Source organism: Natrinema pallidum (assembly GCF_005890195.1).
In the GTDB taxonomy this organism is placed as follows: Archaea; Halobacteriota; Halobacteria; order Halobacteriales; family Natrialbaceae; genus Natrinema; species Natrinema pallidum.
Map to the genome: position 1 here is coordinate 1,188,578 of NZ_CP040637.1, position 15,069 is coordinate 1,203,646.

The following is a 15,069-nucleotide window of genomic DNA, read 5'->3' on the forward strand; positions in this document are numbered from 1 at the left end:
GCACCTCGGGTTGAGACACAATGTCTTCACAAGACAGCCCATCCTCTGATACCAATCAGGGGGGTCGAGTTCTTCCAGGGCACGTTAGATTCAACTGACGAAATAGAGTCAGCACGTGTCTTCGATACGACCCTCCGGGACGGCGAACAGTCGCCCGGCACTTCGTTCTCATACGACGATAAACGGCAGATCGCGTCCGTTCTGGACGAGATGGGGACCCACGTCATCGAGGCCGGGTTTCCCGTCAACTCCGACGCGGAGTTCGAAGCCGTTCGTGATATCGCTTCGGCAACGAGTTCGACGACCTGCGGGCTAGCCCGCGTCGTCGACGGTGACATCGAAGCGGCACTCGATTCCGGCGTCGAGATGGTACACACGTTCGTCAGCACCAGCGACGTCCAGATCGAGGATTCGATGCACGCCACCCGGGAGGAAGTCGTACAGCGCGCAGTCGAGTCGGTCGAACGCATCACCGAGGCGGGCGTAACCTGTATGTTCTCGCCGATGGATGCGACTCGAACCGACGAGGAGTACCTGCTCGAGGTGATCGAAGCGGTCACCGAGGCGGGTACCGACTGGATCAACGTTCCCGACACCTGCGGCGTCGCCACGCCGGGACGGTTCCGGGCCATGATCGAAAAGATCTGTGCCCACACCGACGCGCGGGTCGACGTTCACGCCCACGACGACTTCGGGCTGGCCACCGCGAACGCCCTGGCCGGCATCGAAGCGGGCGCGGCGCAGGCGCAGGTCTCGGTCAACTCGATCGGCGAGCGGGCCGGCAACGCCGCCTACGAGGAGTACGTGATGGCCGTCGAGTCGCTCTACCAGTGTGATACCGGGATCGACACGACGCGCATCGCCGAACTCTCGGAGATCGTCGAGGAGAAAAGCGGCATGGATACGCCCGGCAACAAGCCGGTCGTCGGCGATAACGCCTTCTCCCACGAGAGCGGCATCCACGCCGCCGGCGTCATCGAAAACTCCGATACGTTCGAACCCGGCGTCATGACCCCCGAGATGGTCGGTGCCGAGCGCCGACTGGTCATGGGGAAACACACGGGGACCCACTCGGTCCGCGAACGACTCGTCGAGCGCGGCTTCGAGCCCACCGACGACCAGGTCCGAGCGGTCACTCGTCGCGTCAAGGATTACGGGGCCGAGAAGCGCCGCGTCACCGTCGACGACCTCGAGCGCTTCGCCGAGGAGGCTGGCATCGACCGTCAGTCCCAGGAGGAGGTGCGCGTCTGAGCGATGTCCCCCCCGTTTGCCACCGTCCACGAGCCCTGGCTCTCGCGTTCGAGCGATCGGTGCCGGGAGACTCGTAAGGGTTATATCCCTCGAGGAAGCTACGTAGACAGTAATGACGGTCCGCGCTTCCCTGTCGGCGTCCGCCCACGCGGTCGACAGCAGCGCGTTCGCCCCGATTCGTATTGTAGGGGCACTATAGCCCCTCATCTAGTACTTCGTCGCTTCAGACCCGAATTCGCCGCATCGTTCTCCGAGCGACCAGCAATCCCCCAGATGACACACTACCGTACACCACCCGATCGCCGGCCAACGGCGGGAGGCAACCGATGAGCGAACGCGCAGCAAAGGTGCCGCCAGCGGAAGAGGAACAGGACGACGACCCGATCACCGACAGCGCCGCGCCCGACGCGGTCGCCGAGACCGACGACGCCGAGACGACGACCGACCCCGTCACCTCGGGTGCCGAGGCCGTCGTCCGCGCGTTGGAGAACGCGGGCGTCGAGTACGCCTTCGGCGTGCAGGGCGGGGCGATCATGCCCGTCTACGACGCGCTGTACGATTCGGACATCTACCACGTGACGATGGCCCACGAACAGGGCGCGGCCCACGCGGCCGACGCCTACGGCATCGTCTCGGGCGAGCCGGGCGTCTGTCTCGCGACGTCTGGACCCGGCGCGACCAACCTCGTGACCGGCATCGCCGACGCCGACATGGACTCGGACCCGATGCTCGCGCTGACGGGCCAGGTCCCGACGGAATTCGTCGGCAACGACGCCTTTCAGGAGACCGATACTACCGGCGTCACGACCCCGGTCACGAAGGACAACACCTTCGCGAGCGATTCGGACCGCGTCGGCAGCGACGTCAGCGAGGCGTTCGCCCTCGCCCGCGAGGGACGCCCGGGACCGACCTTGGTCGACCTGCCGAAAGACGTCACGAACGGCGAGACCGACCGCGAGCCCGACGCCCCGACCGTTCCGGATACCTATCAGGTCCAGGAGCGGGCGGAGTCGGACCTCGTCGCCGCGGCGGCCGAACGCATCGAAAACGCGTCCCGTCCGGTCATGCTGCTCGGCGGCGGCGTCATCAAAGGTGAAGCCACCGATGCCTGCCGCGAGTTCGCCATCGAACACGAGATCCCGGTCATCACCACGATGCCCGGCATCGGCGCGTTCCCGGAGGATCACGAACTCTCCCTCGAGATGGCGGGCATGCACGGCACCGGCTACGCCAACATGGCGATCACCCACTGTGACACGCTGCTCGGGATCGGCACCCGGTTCGACGACCGCCTGACCGGCGGCATCGAGACCTTCGCGCCCGACGCGGAGGTCATCCACGTCGACATCGACCCCGCCGAAATCTCGAAGAACATCTACGCCGACTATCCGCTGGTCGGCGACGCCGAAACGGTCGTCGAGCAGTTGGCCGCAGCCGTCGACGAGTCGCCCGAAGCCACGAAATGGCGCGCCCAGTGCCAGCAGTGGCAATCCGACTACTCGATGGCCTACGACGCGCCGGAGGACAAGCCGGTCCAGCCGGAGTTCGTCGTCGAGGCCTTAGACGAGGCAACGGGCGACCGCGCGATCGTCACCACCGGCGTCGGCCAACACCAGATGTGGGCCTGCCAGTACTGGACCTACACCGAGCCACGAACCTGGGTCTCGAGTCACGGGCTGGGCGCGATGGGGTACGGACTCCCCTCGGCGATCGGCGCGCGACTCGCGGCCGACGACGATCAGGAGGTCGTCTGTATCGACGGCGACGGCTCGTTCCTGATGACGCTGCAGGGTCTGTCCGTCGCCGTCCGCGAGGACCTCGACATCACCGTCGCCGTGCTCAACAACGAGTACATCGGCATGGTTCGACAGTGGCAGGACGCCTTCTTCGACGGCCGCCATTCCGCGTCGGACTACGGCTGGATGCCCGAGTTCGATAAACTCGCCGAGGCGTTCGGCGCTGAAGGGTTCCGGATCGACGACTACGACGACGTCGCCGACACGATCGACGCCGCGATCGCCTACGACGGCCCCTCAGTGATCGACGTCCACATCGATCCCGACGCGAACGTCTACCCGATGGTTCCGAGCGGCGGCGACAACGGCCAGTTCGCACTGGCGGAGGAGCAGCTATGAAGCGCGGACTCGAGGGGCCGCCGCCGGAGGAACGGCCAACCCCCGCGGGACGGCGCAACAAACAGGGCATTCGTATCGACCCCGAGGTCGAAGCGACCCACGAGCCCCGACGCACCGTCATCTCCGCGCTGGTCGAACACGAGCCCGGCGTGCTCTCGGACGTCTCGGGACTGTTCTCGAGGCGGCAGTTCAACATCGAGAGCCTGACCGTCGGCCCGACCGAAGACGAGGATCGCGCGCGAATCACGATCGTCGTCGAGGAGCCCGACCCGGGAATCGATCAGGTCGAGAAACAACTGCGAAAGCTCGTGCCGGTCATCGCCGTGCGCGAACTCGAGCCCGACGCGATGCGGCGCGAACTGGCGCTCGTGAAAGTCGCCGCCGCGGACCCCGCGGCGGTCAGCGCCGTCGCGGACATGTACGACGCGACGGCCGTCGACTCGAGTCCCGAGACTGCCACCTTCGAGATCACGGGCTCGCGACAGAAGATCGAGGCCGCGGTCGAGACGTTCAGCCAGTTCGGGATTCGAGAGATTTCCCGAACGGGGACGACGGCGCTGGCACGCGGCACGGACCGGACCGCGGCCCCCGAAACGACAGCACAGCCCGCCGACGAGGCGACCCACAACGAGACATACCAGACAGCAGACGATGACTGACGAATTCACCACCGACATGTATTACGACGATGACGCAGCCGTATCGACTCTCGACGACGACACCGTGGCCGTGCTCGGCTACGGTAGCCAGGGCCATGCCCACGCGCTGAACCTCCACGAGAGCGGGGTCGACGTGGTCGTCGGGCTGCGCGAGGGCTCGTCCTCGCGATCGGCCGCCGAAGCGGACGGGCTGACGGTCGAGACGCCTGCCGAGGCGGTCTCTCAGGCGTCCTACGTCTCCGTGCTGGTGCCCGACACTGTGCAGGCGGACGTGTACGAGAACGCCATCGCGCCGAACCTCGAGGCGGGTGACACGCTCCAGTTCGCCCACGGGCTGAACATCCACTACAACCAGATCGAGCCGCCGGAAGACGTCGACGTGACGATGGTCGCGCCAAAGAGCCCGGGTCATCTCGTCCGGCGCAACTACGAGAACGACGAGGGGACGCCCGGCCTGCTGGCGGTCTATCAGGACACGACCGGCGACGCCGATGAGCGCGCGCTGGCGTACGCGAAAGGCATCGGCTGTACGCGAGCGGGCGTCATCGAGACGACGTTCCGGGAGGAAGTCGAATCCGACCTCTTCGGCGAGCAGGCCGTCCTCTGTGGCGGTGTCACCTCGCTGGTCAAACACGGCTACGAGACGCTGGTCGACGCCGGCTACTCGCCGGAGATCGCCTACTTCGAGTGTCTCAACGAACTCAAACTGATCGTCGATCTGATGTACGAGGGTGGCCACGCCGAGATGTGGGATTCCGTCTCCGACACCGCCGAGTACGGCGGCCTCTCCCGCGGCGACCGGATCGTCGACGAGAACGTTCGTGAGAACATGGAGGAGACCCTCGAGGAGATTCAAAACGGCGAGTTCACCCGCGAGTGGATCCTCGAGAACCAGGCCGGCCGCCCGAGCTACAACCAGCTTCGGGAGGCGGAGAAGAACCACGAGATCGAGGCGGTGGGCGAGCGCCTGCGCGATCTGTTCGCGTGGGCCGAGGACGAACCGACCGAAACCGACGACGAGTCCGTCCCGGTGCAGGCGGACGACTAACAACGATCCCCGAACGACCATGAACGAAACAGACGACACGACAGAGACGATGGCTACTGTCAGCCACACGAACCCCTACACTGGGCGGACGGCCGGCCAGCTGTTCAGCCGCGGACCGACCGTCGCAGCGGACGGTGGCGAGCCCGAATCGACCCCGATCGAGACTGACGAGGAGGACGAACGGGCGGAGCAACGAACGAAAATGCGCGACGTCGACCACACGCCGCCGAACAGTGCCGACGACGCGAACCGCGTCTTCGAGCGCGGCGTCGAGCACGGCGACACCGTAGAGGACGAGGAATGAGCGCGGAGACGCTGTACGACAAGGTCTGGGATCGCCACAAGGTCACTACCCTCCCGACCGGTCAGGACCAACTGTTCGTCGGCCTCCACCTCATCCACGAGGTCACGAGCCCGCAGGCCTTCGGCATGCTCCGCGAGCGCGACCTCGAGGTCGCGTTTCCGGACCTGACCCACGCGACGGTCGACCACATCGTGCCGACGGCGGACCAGTCCCGCCCCTACGAGGAGGACGCGGCCGAGGAGATGATGGCCGAACTCGAGGACAACGTCCGCAACGCGGGCATCGAGTTCTCGGACCCGACCACGGGCGATCAGGGGATCGTCCACGTCATCGGACCGGAGCAGGGACTGACCCAGCCCGGCAAGACGATCGTCTGTGGGGACTCCCACACCTCGACCCACGGTGCCTTCGGCGCGCTCGCGTTCGGCATCGGGACCTCCCAGATCCGCGACGTCCTCGCGACGGGGACCGTCGCCATGGAGAAACAGAAGGTCCGCAAGATCCAGGTCGACGGCGAACTCGGCGAGGGTGTCGAAGCCAAGGACATCATCCTCGAGATCATCCGCCGACTCGGTACCGAGGGCGGCGTCGGCTACGTCTACGAGTACGCCGGCGAGGCCATCGAGAGCCTCGGGATGGAAGGTCGGATGTCCATCTGTAACATGTCCATCGAGGGCGGCGCTCGCGCGGGCTACGTCAACCCCGACGAGACCACCTACGAGTGGCTGAAACGGACCGATTACTTCCAGGAAAACCCCGAGCGGTTCGAGGACCTCAAGCCATACTGGGAGTCCATTCGCTCCGACGCGGACGCCGAGTACGACGACGTCGTCCATATCGACGCGAACGAACTCGAGCCGGTCGTCACCTGGGGGACCACGCCCGGGCAGGGGATCGGCATCTCCGATCCGATTCCGGAACCGGAGTCGCTGCCAGCGGAGAAGCAAGACACCGCTCGACGCGCCCAAGAGCACATGCGCGTCGAACCCGGCGACACGATGGAAGGCTACGACATCGACGTGGCCTTCCTCGGTTCCTGTACGAACGCCCGCCTGCCGGACCTGCGACGCGCGGCCCGGATCATCGAGGGCCGCGAGGTCGCCGACGACGTCCGCGCGATGGTCGTCCCCGGCAGCCAGCGCGTCCAGGAGGCCGCCGAGGAGGAAGGCCTCAAGGACACCTTCGAGGAGGCCGGCTTCGAGTGGCGCAACGCCGGCTGTTCGATGTGTCTGGGCATGAACGAGGACCAACTCGAGGGCGACGAGGCTTGCGCCTCCTCCTCGAACCGGAACTTCGTCGGCCGGCAGGGATCGAAGGATGGGCGGACCGTGCTGATGAGCCCCAGAATGGTCGCGGCCGCAGCGATTACCGGCGAAGTCTCTGACGTGCGCGATCTGAAGGAGGTGAACCTCGCATGACGGATGACGTCGAGATTCCGGAAGTCAACCACGTGTCCGGTTCGGGTGTCCCGATTCGGGGCAACGACATCGACACCGACCAGATCATTCCCGCCCGGTTCATGAAGGTCGTCACCTTCGACGGGCTGGGCGAGTTCGCGTTCTTCGATCTGCGATTCGACGACGACGATAACCAGAAGGACCACCCGTTCAACGAGGCCCGCTATCAGGACTCCTCGGTGCTGGTCGTCAACAGCAACTTCGGCTGTGGTTCCTCGCGCGAGCACGCCCCGCAGGCGCTGCTGCGCTGGGGGATCGACGCGATCATCGGCGAGAGCTTCGCCGAAATCTTCGCGGGCAACTGTCTGGCCCTCGGGATTCCGACCGTCACGGCCGACAGCGAGACCATCGCGGACCTCCAGGACTGGGTCGACGCGAACCCCGACGGCGAACTCGAGATCGACATCGAGGCCGAGGAAGTGACCTACGGGGACGAGACGATCGCCGTCACCGTCGACGACGCCCAGCGGAAGGCCCTCGTCGAGGGCGTCTGGGACACGACGGCGCTGATGAAGTCCAACGCGGCGGCCGTTCGTGAGACGGCTCGTGAACTGCCCTACGTCGACGACGCGGCGATCCCCGACGCCGAGTAGGAGCGGGGTGTTTTCCGACGCCGTGGTCGCCGGTAACCGCCATCGGACGTTTCGTTCGGCTTTCATGTCCCCCGCGATCGGCGGCGTGCAGTCGTAGTGACACACCTGCGCCGACAGGAGATCGCCGAAAGCGCGACTTATGAGTTACTTAGGAATGTGATTTCTGCTGGGGGATCAGTGGCAATGAGGTCGTCGTCAGTCGTACCGGATAGCGGAAACCTCGAGTCGTCCGCCGTCTTAACTCCCCAATCGTCTTTTTCCGACGAACTCATCTCATCAAGCCGAGTATCCGGGGTGGGGACTTCGATCTCGAAACCGGCGACAGGTGCGTCCGGAGCACCACCACCCCCCTTATGTCTCCATGTCGTTCGGAAGACAGCTTCGGCGGACCGGTTATTGTGTCCGTCGTGGTTTACCTTCTCGAGTGGTTTGAACGTCTGTGAATCCGTATAGGGGTACGACTCGCCGTCACGGAGATTTCCGGAGTTGTCGTTATCGTAGTCCCACTTGTACGTCGTCGTGTATCCGGGATCCTTTTGATCGTATAACGTCTGAACGAGCGCGCTTCCGCCGTCGAATAGATCTTTGAGGGTTCCGACACCGGGAGTGTTGCCTACCAGGAAGTCGACGCCCCACGTGAAAAATTCATTCGGGCTCTCGTTTGCGTCGCTTGCGACCCCAGGACAACACTCGAGATACTCATTTTCCCGATCCGAAAGCAACCAGCCATCAGAAATCGTTTTCACGTTCAATTCGGACTCTGTGATCCAGCCTTCCGTTGTATAGACTGGATCTCCGCGTGAATCCCTGCCAGTCTGGCGGTTTGCTTCATGTGCGGTCGTTATAACCGGATTGTGCTCGAAATGTCCGTCGGAACTCCAGCTGATGTAGTAGTCGAGATTCAAATTCGAGATACTCCGATATCGTTCGTCGTATCCGTCCTCCCATGTGGACTCACGATCTCGGAGTGGCCATGATTGATCGGAGTATGCGGTAACGGTGCTGATTGCGGTGGAACCACCAAGAATCGCAGCAGCTCCAAGTGAGGCCGATTTAAGGAATCGCCGTCGCCCTTTCTGTGGGTTATTAATCATCTTCGATACTACATCATGAATCCGGACACTTATATTTTCCCAATATATAGATAAAATATATTGCATCACTCGGACGGACAGATATGACGACTTACTATACCCCAACCGGCAGAAATAGTCAAGAGTAATCGAAACCATCCGTGACGGGGGTCTCACCATAGAGTTCGCATTCGATCGGGCTCGATTCGTTACGTGATTTGCTGTGAACGAGACTGCGGACGCGAGCGACGTACACGTCTCGCCGTCGGTATCGATACCCTCTTTTCGGCTCCCCATCGATGAGTGAGTATGACTCACGAAATCGCCGTCATTCCGGGCGACGGGATCGGACGGGAAGTGACACCCGCCGCGGTCGACGTGCTCGAGGCCCTCGAGATCGACTTCGAGTTCGTCGAGGCCGACGCGGGCGACGCGGTACGGGAGGAGACCGGCGAGGCGCTGCCCCAGGAGACCTACGACCTCGCGGCGTCGGCGGACGCGACGCTGTTCGGCGCGGCCGGTGACACCGCAGCGGACGTCATCCTGCCGCTCCGCACGGCGGTCGACTCGTTCGTCAACATCCGCCCCGCAAAGGCCTATCCCGGTATCGACGCGGTGCGTCCCGAGACAGACCTGGTCTTCCTCCGAGAGAACACCGAGGGCGTCTACGCGGGCCACGAGGACCGCCTGACGCAGGACGTCTCGACGCTCACCCGCGTCGTCACGGAGTCGGCCTCGGAACGGCTCGCCGAGTTCGCCTGCGAGTACGTCGACGGCGACGACCACGACGGCTTCTCGATCGTTCACAAGGCGAACGTCATGCGCGAAACGGACGGCCTCTTCCGCGATACCGTCGTCTCGGTCGCCGATGAGCACGGCGTCGAGACCGATCAGGTCCTGATGGACGCCTTCGCGACACGGGTCTGTCTCGATCCCGACCAGTTCGACGTGGTCGTCTGCCCGAACCTCGCGGGTGATGTCCTTTCGGACCTCGCGGCCGGCCTCGTCGGCGGCCTCGGCCTCCTGCCCAGTGCCAACGTCGGCCCCGATCGCGCTCTGTTCGAACCCGTCCACGGCACCGCCCCCGACATCGCCGGACAGGGGATCGCGAACCCTGCCGCGACGATCGTTTCCGCCGCCATGCTGCTCGAGTACCTCGGCTACGACGAGAAGAGCGCGGCCGTCCACGAGGCCGTCGAGGCGACGCTCGAGAACGGACCGCGGACGCCGGATCTGGGCGGCGACGCCTCGACCGCGGACGTGACTGCAGCGATCATCGACCGGCTGTAAGCGACGGCTCGCTCGCCGTTTTTTAGTGGCCCGCCACCGCCGAAGCGAGTATGGATCGGAACGACAGGGCGGTAACCGCCTTTGCCATGCTCGGCCACGCCGTCTTCCACACCTACGAGCTGGTGATCCCGATCTTCGTCGTCAGCTGGCTCGAGGCGTTCTCGACGACGCCGGCGTTTCTCGGCGTCATAGTCGGCGCGAGCTACGCCCTGATCGGCGTCGGCGCGCTCCCGACGGGGCTGCTGGCAGATCGGGTTCGTTCCAAGCGGCTCATCCTCGCCTGTCTGCTCGGGATGGGCGGTGCCTTCGGGCTCGTTGCTGCCGCCCCGACTATCGGCGTTCTGACGGTCGGATTGCTGGTGTGGGGCGCGGCGGCGAGCCTCTATCATCCGGCGGGCCTGGCGCTGCTCAGCCGCGGAACGAAAGAACGGGGCACCGCATTCGCGTACCACGGCGTTGCGGGCAACGTCGGCGTCGCGACCGGGCCGTTGCTCGCGGCGGTTCTGCTGGCGTTCGTCGACTGGCGGACCGTCACCGCCCTGCTCCTGGTGCCGGCCCTCCTCGCGGCGGTCGTCGGGGCGCGACTGGAGTTCGACGAGACCGCCGGTACCTCGGCTCGCGGCGCGGACGATGCCACGGCTGGCGAGGGGCCGCACGGCCTCGCGGCCTTCCTCACGGGTTCGCGGCGGCTGTTTACCGTCGGCTTCGGCCTCGTCTTCGCGATCGGTATCCTCTACGGCGTCTCCTACCGGGCGACGTTTACCTTCCTGCCGGACATCCTGGCGACCCTGCCGCTGCTCGACCCGATCACGTTCGTCGGCCGCTCGTTCGAACCCAGCCAGTACGTCTACTCGGGGCTCTTGCTCGTCGGCGGGTTCGGCCAGTACGTCGGTGGCAAACTCGTCGACCGCGCGCGACTCGAGACCGTCCTCGTGGGCGGCTACGTCGCCCTGGCCGCCGTCGCGCTCGCGTTCGTGCCGTCGACGAAGGCGGGGCTGGCCCCGCTGTTGGTCGTCGCGGGCGTCCTCGGATTCCTCACGTTCATGATCGCACCGATCAACCAGGAAGCGATCTCGACGTACACGCCGGCCGATGCGAGGGGTCTCTCCTTCGGCTACACGTACACCGCGATCTTTGGGGTCGGTGCGCTCGGGTCGTCGCTCGCGGGTCTGATTCTGACGCGGTCGACGCCGACGGCGCTGTTCGTCGTCGTCGCCGCCTGCGCCGTGATCGCCGCCGTTATCGGCGGGACGCTCCGTCGCCGCTCCCCTCGGCGGCCTCGAGACGGCGTCACCGCGGACGATTGAACCGGCGCAGTCGGGTCGACCGAACGGCTCAGCGACCGAGTCTCGGCCCGGGAGTTATCAGGGGAGCCGTAGTACCGGCGGCCATGCCTCGAGACGACACCCTCGCCGGGGTCGACTCGCGAACCGTCGACACCGGCCGCCTTGACACTCATTTCCTTGCGTCGGGTGGGACCGATCGAGCCACCGACGGCGGCCGGACGATCGTCTTTCTCCACGGCAACGTCTCGTCCTCGCGGTTCTTCGAGGACGTACTGGCGGCGCTTCCGGGGCGTCACCGTGCGATCGCGCCCGATCTACGAGGGTTCGGTAATTCGGAGCCGAAACCGATCGACGCGACGAACGGGCTCGGCGACTTCGAGGCCGACGTTCGTGCGCTGGTCGTCGAACTCGGCCTCGAGAGCCCCCTCGTCCTCGTCGGCTGGTCCAACGGCGGCGGGGCCGCCATGCGGTACGCGATCGACCACCCCGATGACGTCGCCGAACTCGTACTCGTCAATCCGCTCTCGCCGTACGGTTTCGGCGGGACGAAGGGGACCGAGGGAACACCGTGTTTCGACGATTACGCCGGCTCCGGCGGTGGACTCGCGAACGACGGATTCGTCGCGGGGCTGGCGAACCGCGACCGGAGCGAGGAGGGGCGGACCGTGCCGCGGAAAGTACTACGAACCTACTACGTCGATCCGACCCACGAGTTCGACGACGACCGGGAGGAATCGTATCTGACAGGGATGCTCGACACGGCGACCGGTGACGGGCACTATCCGGGCTCGTGGGAGCCAAGCGACAACTGGCCCGGCATCGCACCGGGCGAGATCGGCGTGAACAATGCCATCTCGCCCAAATACTGCGATCTCGAGGCGATCACCGAGATCGATCCCGACGAGAAACCGTCCGTGCTGTGGATCCGCGGCGATTCCGACCAAATCGTCTCGAACGCCTCCCTGTTCGATCTCGGGACGCTCGGCCGAATGGGGGAGCTCCCGGACTGGCCCGGCGAGGACGTCTTCCCGCCCCAGCCCATGGTCGACCAGACCCGCGCCGTCCTCGAGACCTACGCGGATCGCGGCGGCGAGTTCGAGGAGGTCGTCTTCGGCAACACGGGGCACACGCCGCAGCTCGAGGTCCCCGGCGACTTCATGGATCGGCTCGAGGCCGTCCTACACGGCTGAGGGGGACATGGACCCGCCCGCGTTCGGACGTGCCGTCCGGCGCTACGGTCGGGCGTTTCGCGCCGCAGTCGCGTCCCGTTCCGTTTCCGCTTCCGCTTCGTCGGTCGCTCCCTCACTGCGCATCGATCGCAGCGTCGACAGGCCGCCTTTTCGGGTCACCCCTTTCGAGATTCTGACGCCGTCGAACGTCCCCTCCCAGCGGCTGTCGCTCGCGCCGAGATGGTCCATGTAGTACGCGAACGCACCGAGCCACAGGAGGACGGCCGTGAGTACGAGGAAGGCGATCCCCGAGCCGATCGGGGACGGTCCGACCGCGCCGACCGCGATGCCGGCGACGACGTAGACGAACGCGGCGATCACCATGAGGACGGTGATCGTCGCGAACATGTCGTTGACGGCCGTCACCCGGGCGTTGTACTCGATCCAGCGCCCGTAGCTGCGGAGCAGTCGCACTTCGAACCGATCCGCGTCGGCCGCGGGATCGGCTCGAGCCGTCGCGAGCGCGACGTCGACCGCATCGCCGTCGATGCCGCCCCGGAGGTTCGAGGCGGTGTACGTCACGCCGGCGAGTCCCGTCGACGCCAGCAGGAGGAGCGCGCTGGCGATCGTAAAGGGGTTGATGAAGGGATCGACGTCGAGTTGCGTCTGGACGACGATCGAACCGCCCGTGACGACCAGCCCGATCAACAGGAGGTTCGCCTTCAGGATCTCGATCGCCTTCTCGTCGATCTCTTGGATGCGCTCGACCTGATAGTCGAACGTGATTCGAAGTTCCTCGCGGGCCAGTTCGAGGGTCTCTCGGTCGAGGTCATCCCCCGTCATCGTCGATCCGTTGGGATCGGGCTCCCCGTCGTCCCGACTATTCATCGGCCATCGTTTTTCACTCCGATGGTAAATAACCGCCTCCGATCCCGATCGAACCACCGCCGTCCGGACGGAGTCGGTCTCAGGCGATCTCCAGGGCGTCCCGGTCGGCCCCCGCCAGTTCGACCAGTGCGTCGGCCTCGAGCAGGTGACACTCGCCTGGCACGACGAGTAGATGCAGCGGCTCGCCGAACTCCCGAGCCGCCAGCTCGGACATCGTCCCGGCCTCGACGAGCGGATCGGGGCTGCCAGCACGGGCGACGACGACGCCCACGAGGTCTGGATACTCCTCGGCGAGCAGTGTTGCACCCGTGTCGGCGGTCATGTACTCCTCCCGTTCCGTCTTGATATCCAGATAGACGACCGTGTGCAGGCCGTCGGCCCGGTTGTCGTCGATCGTCTCCGTCACGCTCGCGGGGAGACCATCGGCCCCGTGGGCGTAGGGGAAGGGCAGCGTCGTCGCTTTTCCGAAGCGGTAGTTCTGCAGGCCAGTCAGCGCGCTGGTGGCCGTCTGGGCGGTGACGCCGTGGATCACGCGGGTCTCGATGCCGCGGTCGTGAGCCCGCAGGCGGAGGTCGACGTGAGTCGTCGAGATCATCGTGTCGCCCGCGGTGAGGAACGCGACGTCGTCGCGCTCGGCCGCCTCGAGCATGTCGTCCGGATGTTGTTCGACGCCAGCGCGGTCCCGGACTTCGATCTCGATGTCGTGGACGGACTCGAGGTCGTCGATCGTCGTCCCGATCAGTTTACTCGTGTAGAACTCGGCGTAGACGCGGTCGGCCGCCTGAAGTGCCTCCCGGCCCTCGACGGTGATCGAGCGCTCGTCGTAGAGTCCGAGACCGATGAAGGTGAGCATAGGCGGTCGTACTGCCAGCGCCCGGAATACCCTTTCGAGACGACGGTCAGACCGGTGCCGACCTACCCGTCCCGTTGCTCGTCGACGACTGCCACCGCCTCGATCTCGACCGCGTGCTCCGGCTCGATCAACCGCTGGACCTCGACCATGCTGCAGGCGGGACGACCGTCGGCGAAGAACTCGCCGTGGGCCTCGCCGATCGCTTCCCAGTCGTCGATGTCCGTCACGAAGAGCCGCGTGCGGACCACGTCCTCGAGCGTCGCGCCCGCCTCTTCGAGCGCATCCTCGACGATCTCGAGCGCTCGGACGGTCTGGGCGTACGGATCGCCGGGTGCGACGACGGCTCCGTCCTTGTCGGTCGCCGTCGTCCCTGAGACGTGGACCTGCGAGCCGGCGCGGACGGCACGGGAGTATCCGACCTGTGGTTCCCACTCGGTGCCGCTCGAGACAGTTCGTTTGTCCATACGTCGAACCAGCCCGCAGTGAGTGAAAAGCCCTGTTTGACGCCGACGGTACCGCTTGAGCCGTTGGTATCGATCCGATCAGAACCCGATATGCGATGTCGACGCGGGATCGTCGTCATCGTCTCCGTCGTCGATGCCACCCTCGTGAGCGAAGCTCACGTCGCCGTCGGTCAGATAGACGATCCCGTCGTCGACGGTGATCTCGATCGACGGCAGCGTCGTGTCGGCCGCCTCGCCGTTGTCGCAGTAGCCCGAGCAGGAGTCAAACATCGAGCCGTGTTTCGGACAGATGAGCTGGCCGTCGCGCATTGCGACCCCGCGACCCGTATCGAACCGCTGCGCCTCGTGCGTACAGCGGTTGATCCACGCTTTGACACCGTCATCAGCCCCTGACTGACTACTCGTGGAGCCGCGCCCGTCGCTGCCCTCGCAGGGGACGAGGATCGCTTCGTCGGGTTCGCCGTACTGATCCCGAACCGTAAACAGCCACGATCGGTTCTCGTAGACCGTCTCGACGGTCGTGAGTCGCGTCCGGTCGTTCATCTCGAGCGAACAGTACGGGCGTCCAATAGAAAACGGTCCCGGCGACACACCACGAC

Annotated in this window: 15 protein-coding genes; 10 read left to right on the top strand and 5 right to left on the bottom strand. The window is 65.4% G+C overall.

Annotated elements, in window-relative coordinates; translation table 11 throughout:
- Positions 1 to 45: 45 nt before the first annotated feature.
- From FGF80_RS05740 to leuD, 7 genes are all read left to right on the top strand, one after another.
- Complete coding sequence (locus FGF80_RS05740; protein ID WP_238705369.1) at positions 46 to 1,251, top strand: LeuA family protein; 1,206 nt, start codon at positions 46 to 48, stop codon at positions 1,249 to 1,251.
- A 326-nt stretch (positions 1,252 to 1,577) separates the two neighbouring features.
- The gene (gene ilvB, locus FGF80_RS05745; protein WP_006186089.1) at positions 1,578 to 3,386 is read left to right on the top strand and encodes a biosynthetic-type acetolactate synthase large subunit; all 1,809 of its coding nucleotides are present in this window, start codon (positions 1,578 to 1,580) and stop codon (positions 3,384 to 3,386) included.
- The gene (ilvN, locus tag FGF80_RS05750; protein WP_006186088.1) at positions 3,383 to 4,045 is read left to right on the top strand and encodes an acetolactate synthase small subunit; all 663 of its coding nucleotides are present in this window, start codon (positions 3,383 to 3,385) and stop codon (positions 4,043 to 4,045) included. Before ilvB ends, ilvN begins: the two co-directional genes overlap by 4 nt.
- Entirely contained in the window at positions 4,038 to 5,093 is a 1,056-nt protein-coding gene (ilvC, locus tag FGF80_RS05755) for a ketol-acid reductoisomerase (protein WP_138652746.1), read from the top strand. The genes ilvN and ilvC overlap by 8 nt, the downstream gene beginning before the upstream one ends.
- Positions 5,094 to 5,112: 19 nt before the next feature.
- The gene (locus tag FGF80_RS05760) at positions 5,113 to 5,397 is read left to right on the top strand and encodes a hypothetical protein (RefSeq protein WP_138652748.1); all 285 of its coding nucleotides are present in this window, start codon (positions 5,113 to 5,115) and stop codon (positions 5,395 to 5,397) included.
- The gene (gene leuC, locus FGF80_RS05765; protein WP_138652750.1) at positions 5,394 to 6,815 is read left to right on the top strand and encodes a 3-isopropylmalate dehydratase large subunit; all 1,422 of its coding nucleotides are present in this window, start codon (positions 5,394 to 5,396) and stop codon (positions 6,813 to 6,815) included. The genes FGF80_RS05760 and leuC overlap by 4 nt, the downstream gene beginning before the upstream one ends.
- The gene (gene leuD / locus FGF80_RS05770; RefSeq protein WP_138652752.1) at positions 6,812 to 7,447 is read left to right on the top strand and encodes a 3-isopropylmalate dehydratase small subunit; all 636 of its coding nucleotides are present in this window, start codon (positions 6,812 to 6,814) and stop codon (positions 7,445 to 7,447) included. The genes leuC and leuD overlap by 4 nt, the downstream gene beginning before the upstream one ends.
- Positions 7,448 to 7,584: 137 nt before the next feature.
- On the opposite strand, the gene FGF80_RS05775 is transcribed toward leuD, so the two are convergent.
- Positions 7,585 to 8,352: a hypothetical protein gene (locus tag FGF80_RS05775; RefSeq protein ID WP_138652754.1), complete on the bottom strand. Its 768-nt coding sequence runs from the start codon at positions 8,350 to 8,352 to the stop codon at positions 7,585 to 7,587.
- Positions 8,353 to 8,829: 477 nt separating this feature from the next.
- Between FGF80_RS05775 and leuB the strand changes: the two genes are divergently transcribed.
- The 3 genes from leuB to FGF80_RS05790 all read left to right on the top strand — a co-directional run bounded on the left by leuB (position 8,830) and on the right by FGF80_RS05790 (position 12,286).
- Positions 8,830 to 9,810 carry a 3-isopropylmalate dehydrogenase gene (gene leuB / locus FGF80_RS05780; RefSeq protein WP_006186082.1) on the top strand — a complete coding sequence of 327 codons (981 nt, stop codon included), beginning with the start codon at positions 8,830 to 8,832 and terminating at the stop codon, positions 9,808 to 9,810.
- Between the two features lie 50 nt (positions 9,811 to 9,860).
- Complete coding sequence (locus FGF80_RS05785) at positions 9,861 to 11,117, top strand: MFS transporter (RefSeq protein WP_138652756.1); 1,257 nt, start codon at positions 9,861 to 9,863, stop codon at positions 11,115 to 11,117.
- Between the two features lie 83 nt (positions 11,118 to 11,200).
- Entirely contained in the window at positions 11,201 to 12,286 is a 1,086-nt protein-coding gene (locus tag FGF80_RS05790; protein ID WP_006186078.1) for an alpha/beta fold hydrolase, read from the top strand.
- A gap of 42 nt (positions 12,287 to 12,328) precedes the next feature.
- Here the strand turns inward: FGF80_RS05790 and FGF80_RS05795 are convergent, their stop codons facing one another.
- The 4 genes from FGF80_RS05795 to FGF80_RS05810 form a co-directional block, all read right to left on the bottom strand.
- On the bottom strand, positions 12,329 to 13,153 hold the full coding sequence (locus FGF80_RS05795; RefSeq protein ID WP_138652758.1) for a hypothetical protein: 825 nt from the start codon (positions 13,151 to 13,153) through the stop codon (positions 12,329 to 12,331).
- Between the two features lie 79 nt (positions 13,154 to 13,232).
- The gene (dph5, locus tag FGF80_RS05800; protein WP_138652760.1) at positions 13,233 to 14,006 is read right to left on the bottom strand and encodes a diphthine synthase; all 774 of its coding nucleotides are present in this window, start codon (positions 14,004 to 14,006) and stop codon (positions 13,233 to 13,235) included.
- Positions 14,007 to 14,068: 62 nt separating this feature from the next.
- Positions 14,069 to 14,470, bottom strand: coding sequence for a RidA family protein (locus FGF80_RS05805; RefSeq protein WP_138652762.1), 402 nt, complete (start codon positions 14,468 to 14,470; stop codon positions 14,069 to 14,071).
- 78 nt (positions 14,471 to 14,548) lie between these two features.
- On the bottom strand, positions 14,549 to 15,013 hold the full coding sequence (locus FGF80_RS05810; protein WP_138652764.1) for a Rieske (2Fe-2S) protein: 465 nt from the start codon (positions 15,011 to 15,013) through the stop codon (positions 14,549 to 14,551).
- Positions 15,014 to 15,069: the final 56 nt, after the last annotated feature.

Excerpts from the sequence above, each read along its gene's own strand:
- FGF80_RS05790 (WP_006186078.1), top strand. The coding sequence starts at position 11,201 with ATGCCTCGAGACGACACCCTCGCCGGGGTCGACTCGCGAACCGTCGAC.
- ilvC (WP_138652746.1), top strand. The coding sequence starts at position 4,038 with ATGACTGACGAATTCACCACCGACATGTATTACGACGATGACGCAGCC.
- ilvB (WP_006186089.1), top strand. The coding sequence starts at position 1,578 with ATGAGCGAACGCGCAGCAAAGGTGCCGCCAGCGGAAGAGGAACAGGAC.
- dph5 (WP_138652760.1), bottom strand. The coding sequence starts at position 14,006 with ATGCTCACCTTCATCGGTCTCGGACTCTACGACGAGCGCTCGATCACC.
- leuD (WP_138652752.1), top strand. The coding sequence starts at position 6,812 with ATGACGGATGACGTCGAGATTCCGGAAGTCAACCACGTGTCCGGTTCG.
- ilvN (WP_006186088.1), top strand. The coding sequence starts at position 3,383 with ATGAAGCGCGGACTCGAGGGGCCGCCGCCGGAGGAACGGCCAACCCCC.
- leuB (WP_006186082.1), top strand. The coding sequence starts at position 8,830 with ATGACTCACGAAATCGCCGTCATTCCGGGCGACGGGATCGGACGGGAA.
- FGF80_RS05795 (WP_138652758.1), bottom strand. The coding sequence starts at position 13,153 with ATGAATAGTCGGGACGACGGGGAGCCCGATCCCAACGGATCGACGATG.
- FGF80_RS05810 (WP_138652764.1), bottom strand. The coding sequence starts at position 15,013 with ATGAACGACCGGACGCGACTCACGACCGTCGAGACGGTCTACGAGAAC.
- FGF80_RS05785 (WP_138652756.1), top strand. The coding sequence starts at position 9,861 with ATGGATCGGAACGACAGGGCGGTAACCGCCTTTGCCATGCTCGGCCAC.
- leuC (WP_138652750.1), top strand. The coding sequence starts at position 5,394 with ATGAGCGCGGAGACGCTGTACGACAAGGTCTGGGATCGCCACAAGGTC.
- FGF80_RS05805 (WP_138652762.1), bottom strand. The coding sequence starts at position 14,470 with ATGGACAAACGAACTGTCTCGAGCGGCACCGAGTGGGAACCACAGGTC.
- FGF80_RS05760 (WP_138652748.1), top strand. The coding sequence starts at position 5,113 with ATGAACGAAACAGACGACACGACAGAGACGATGGCTACTGTCAGCCAC.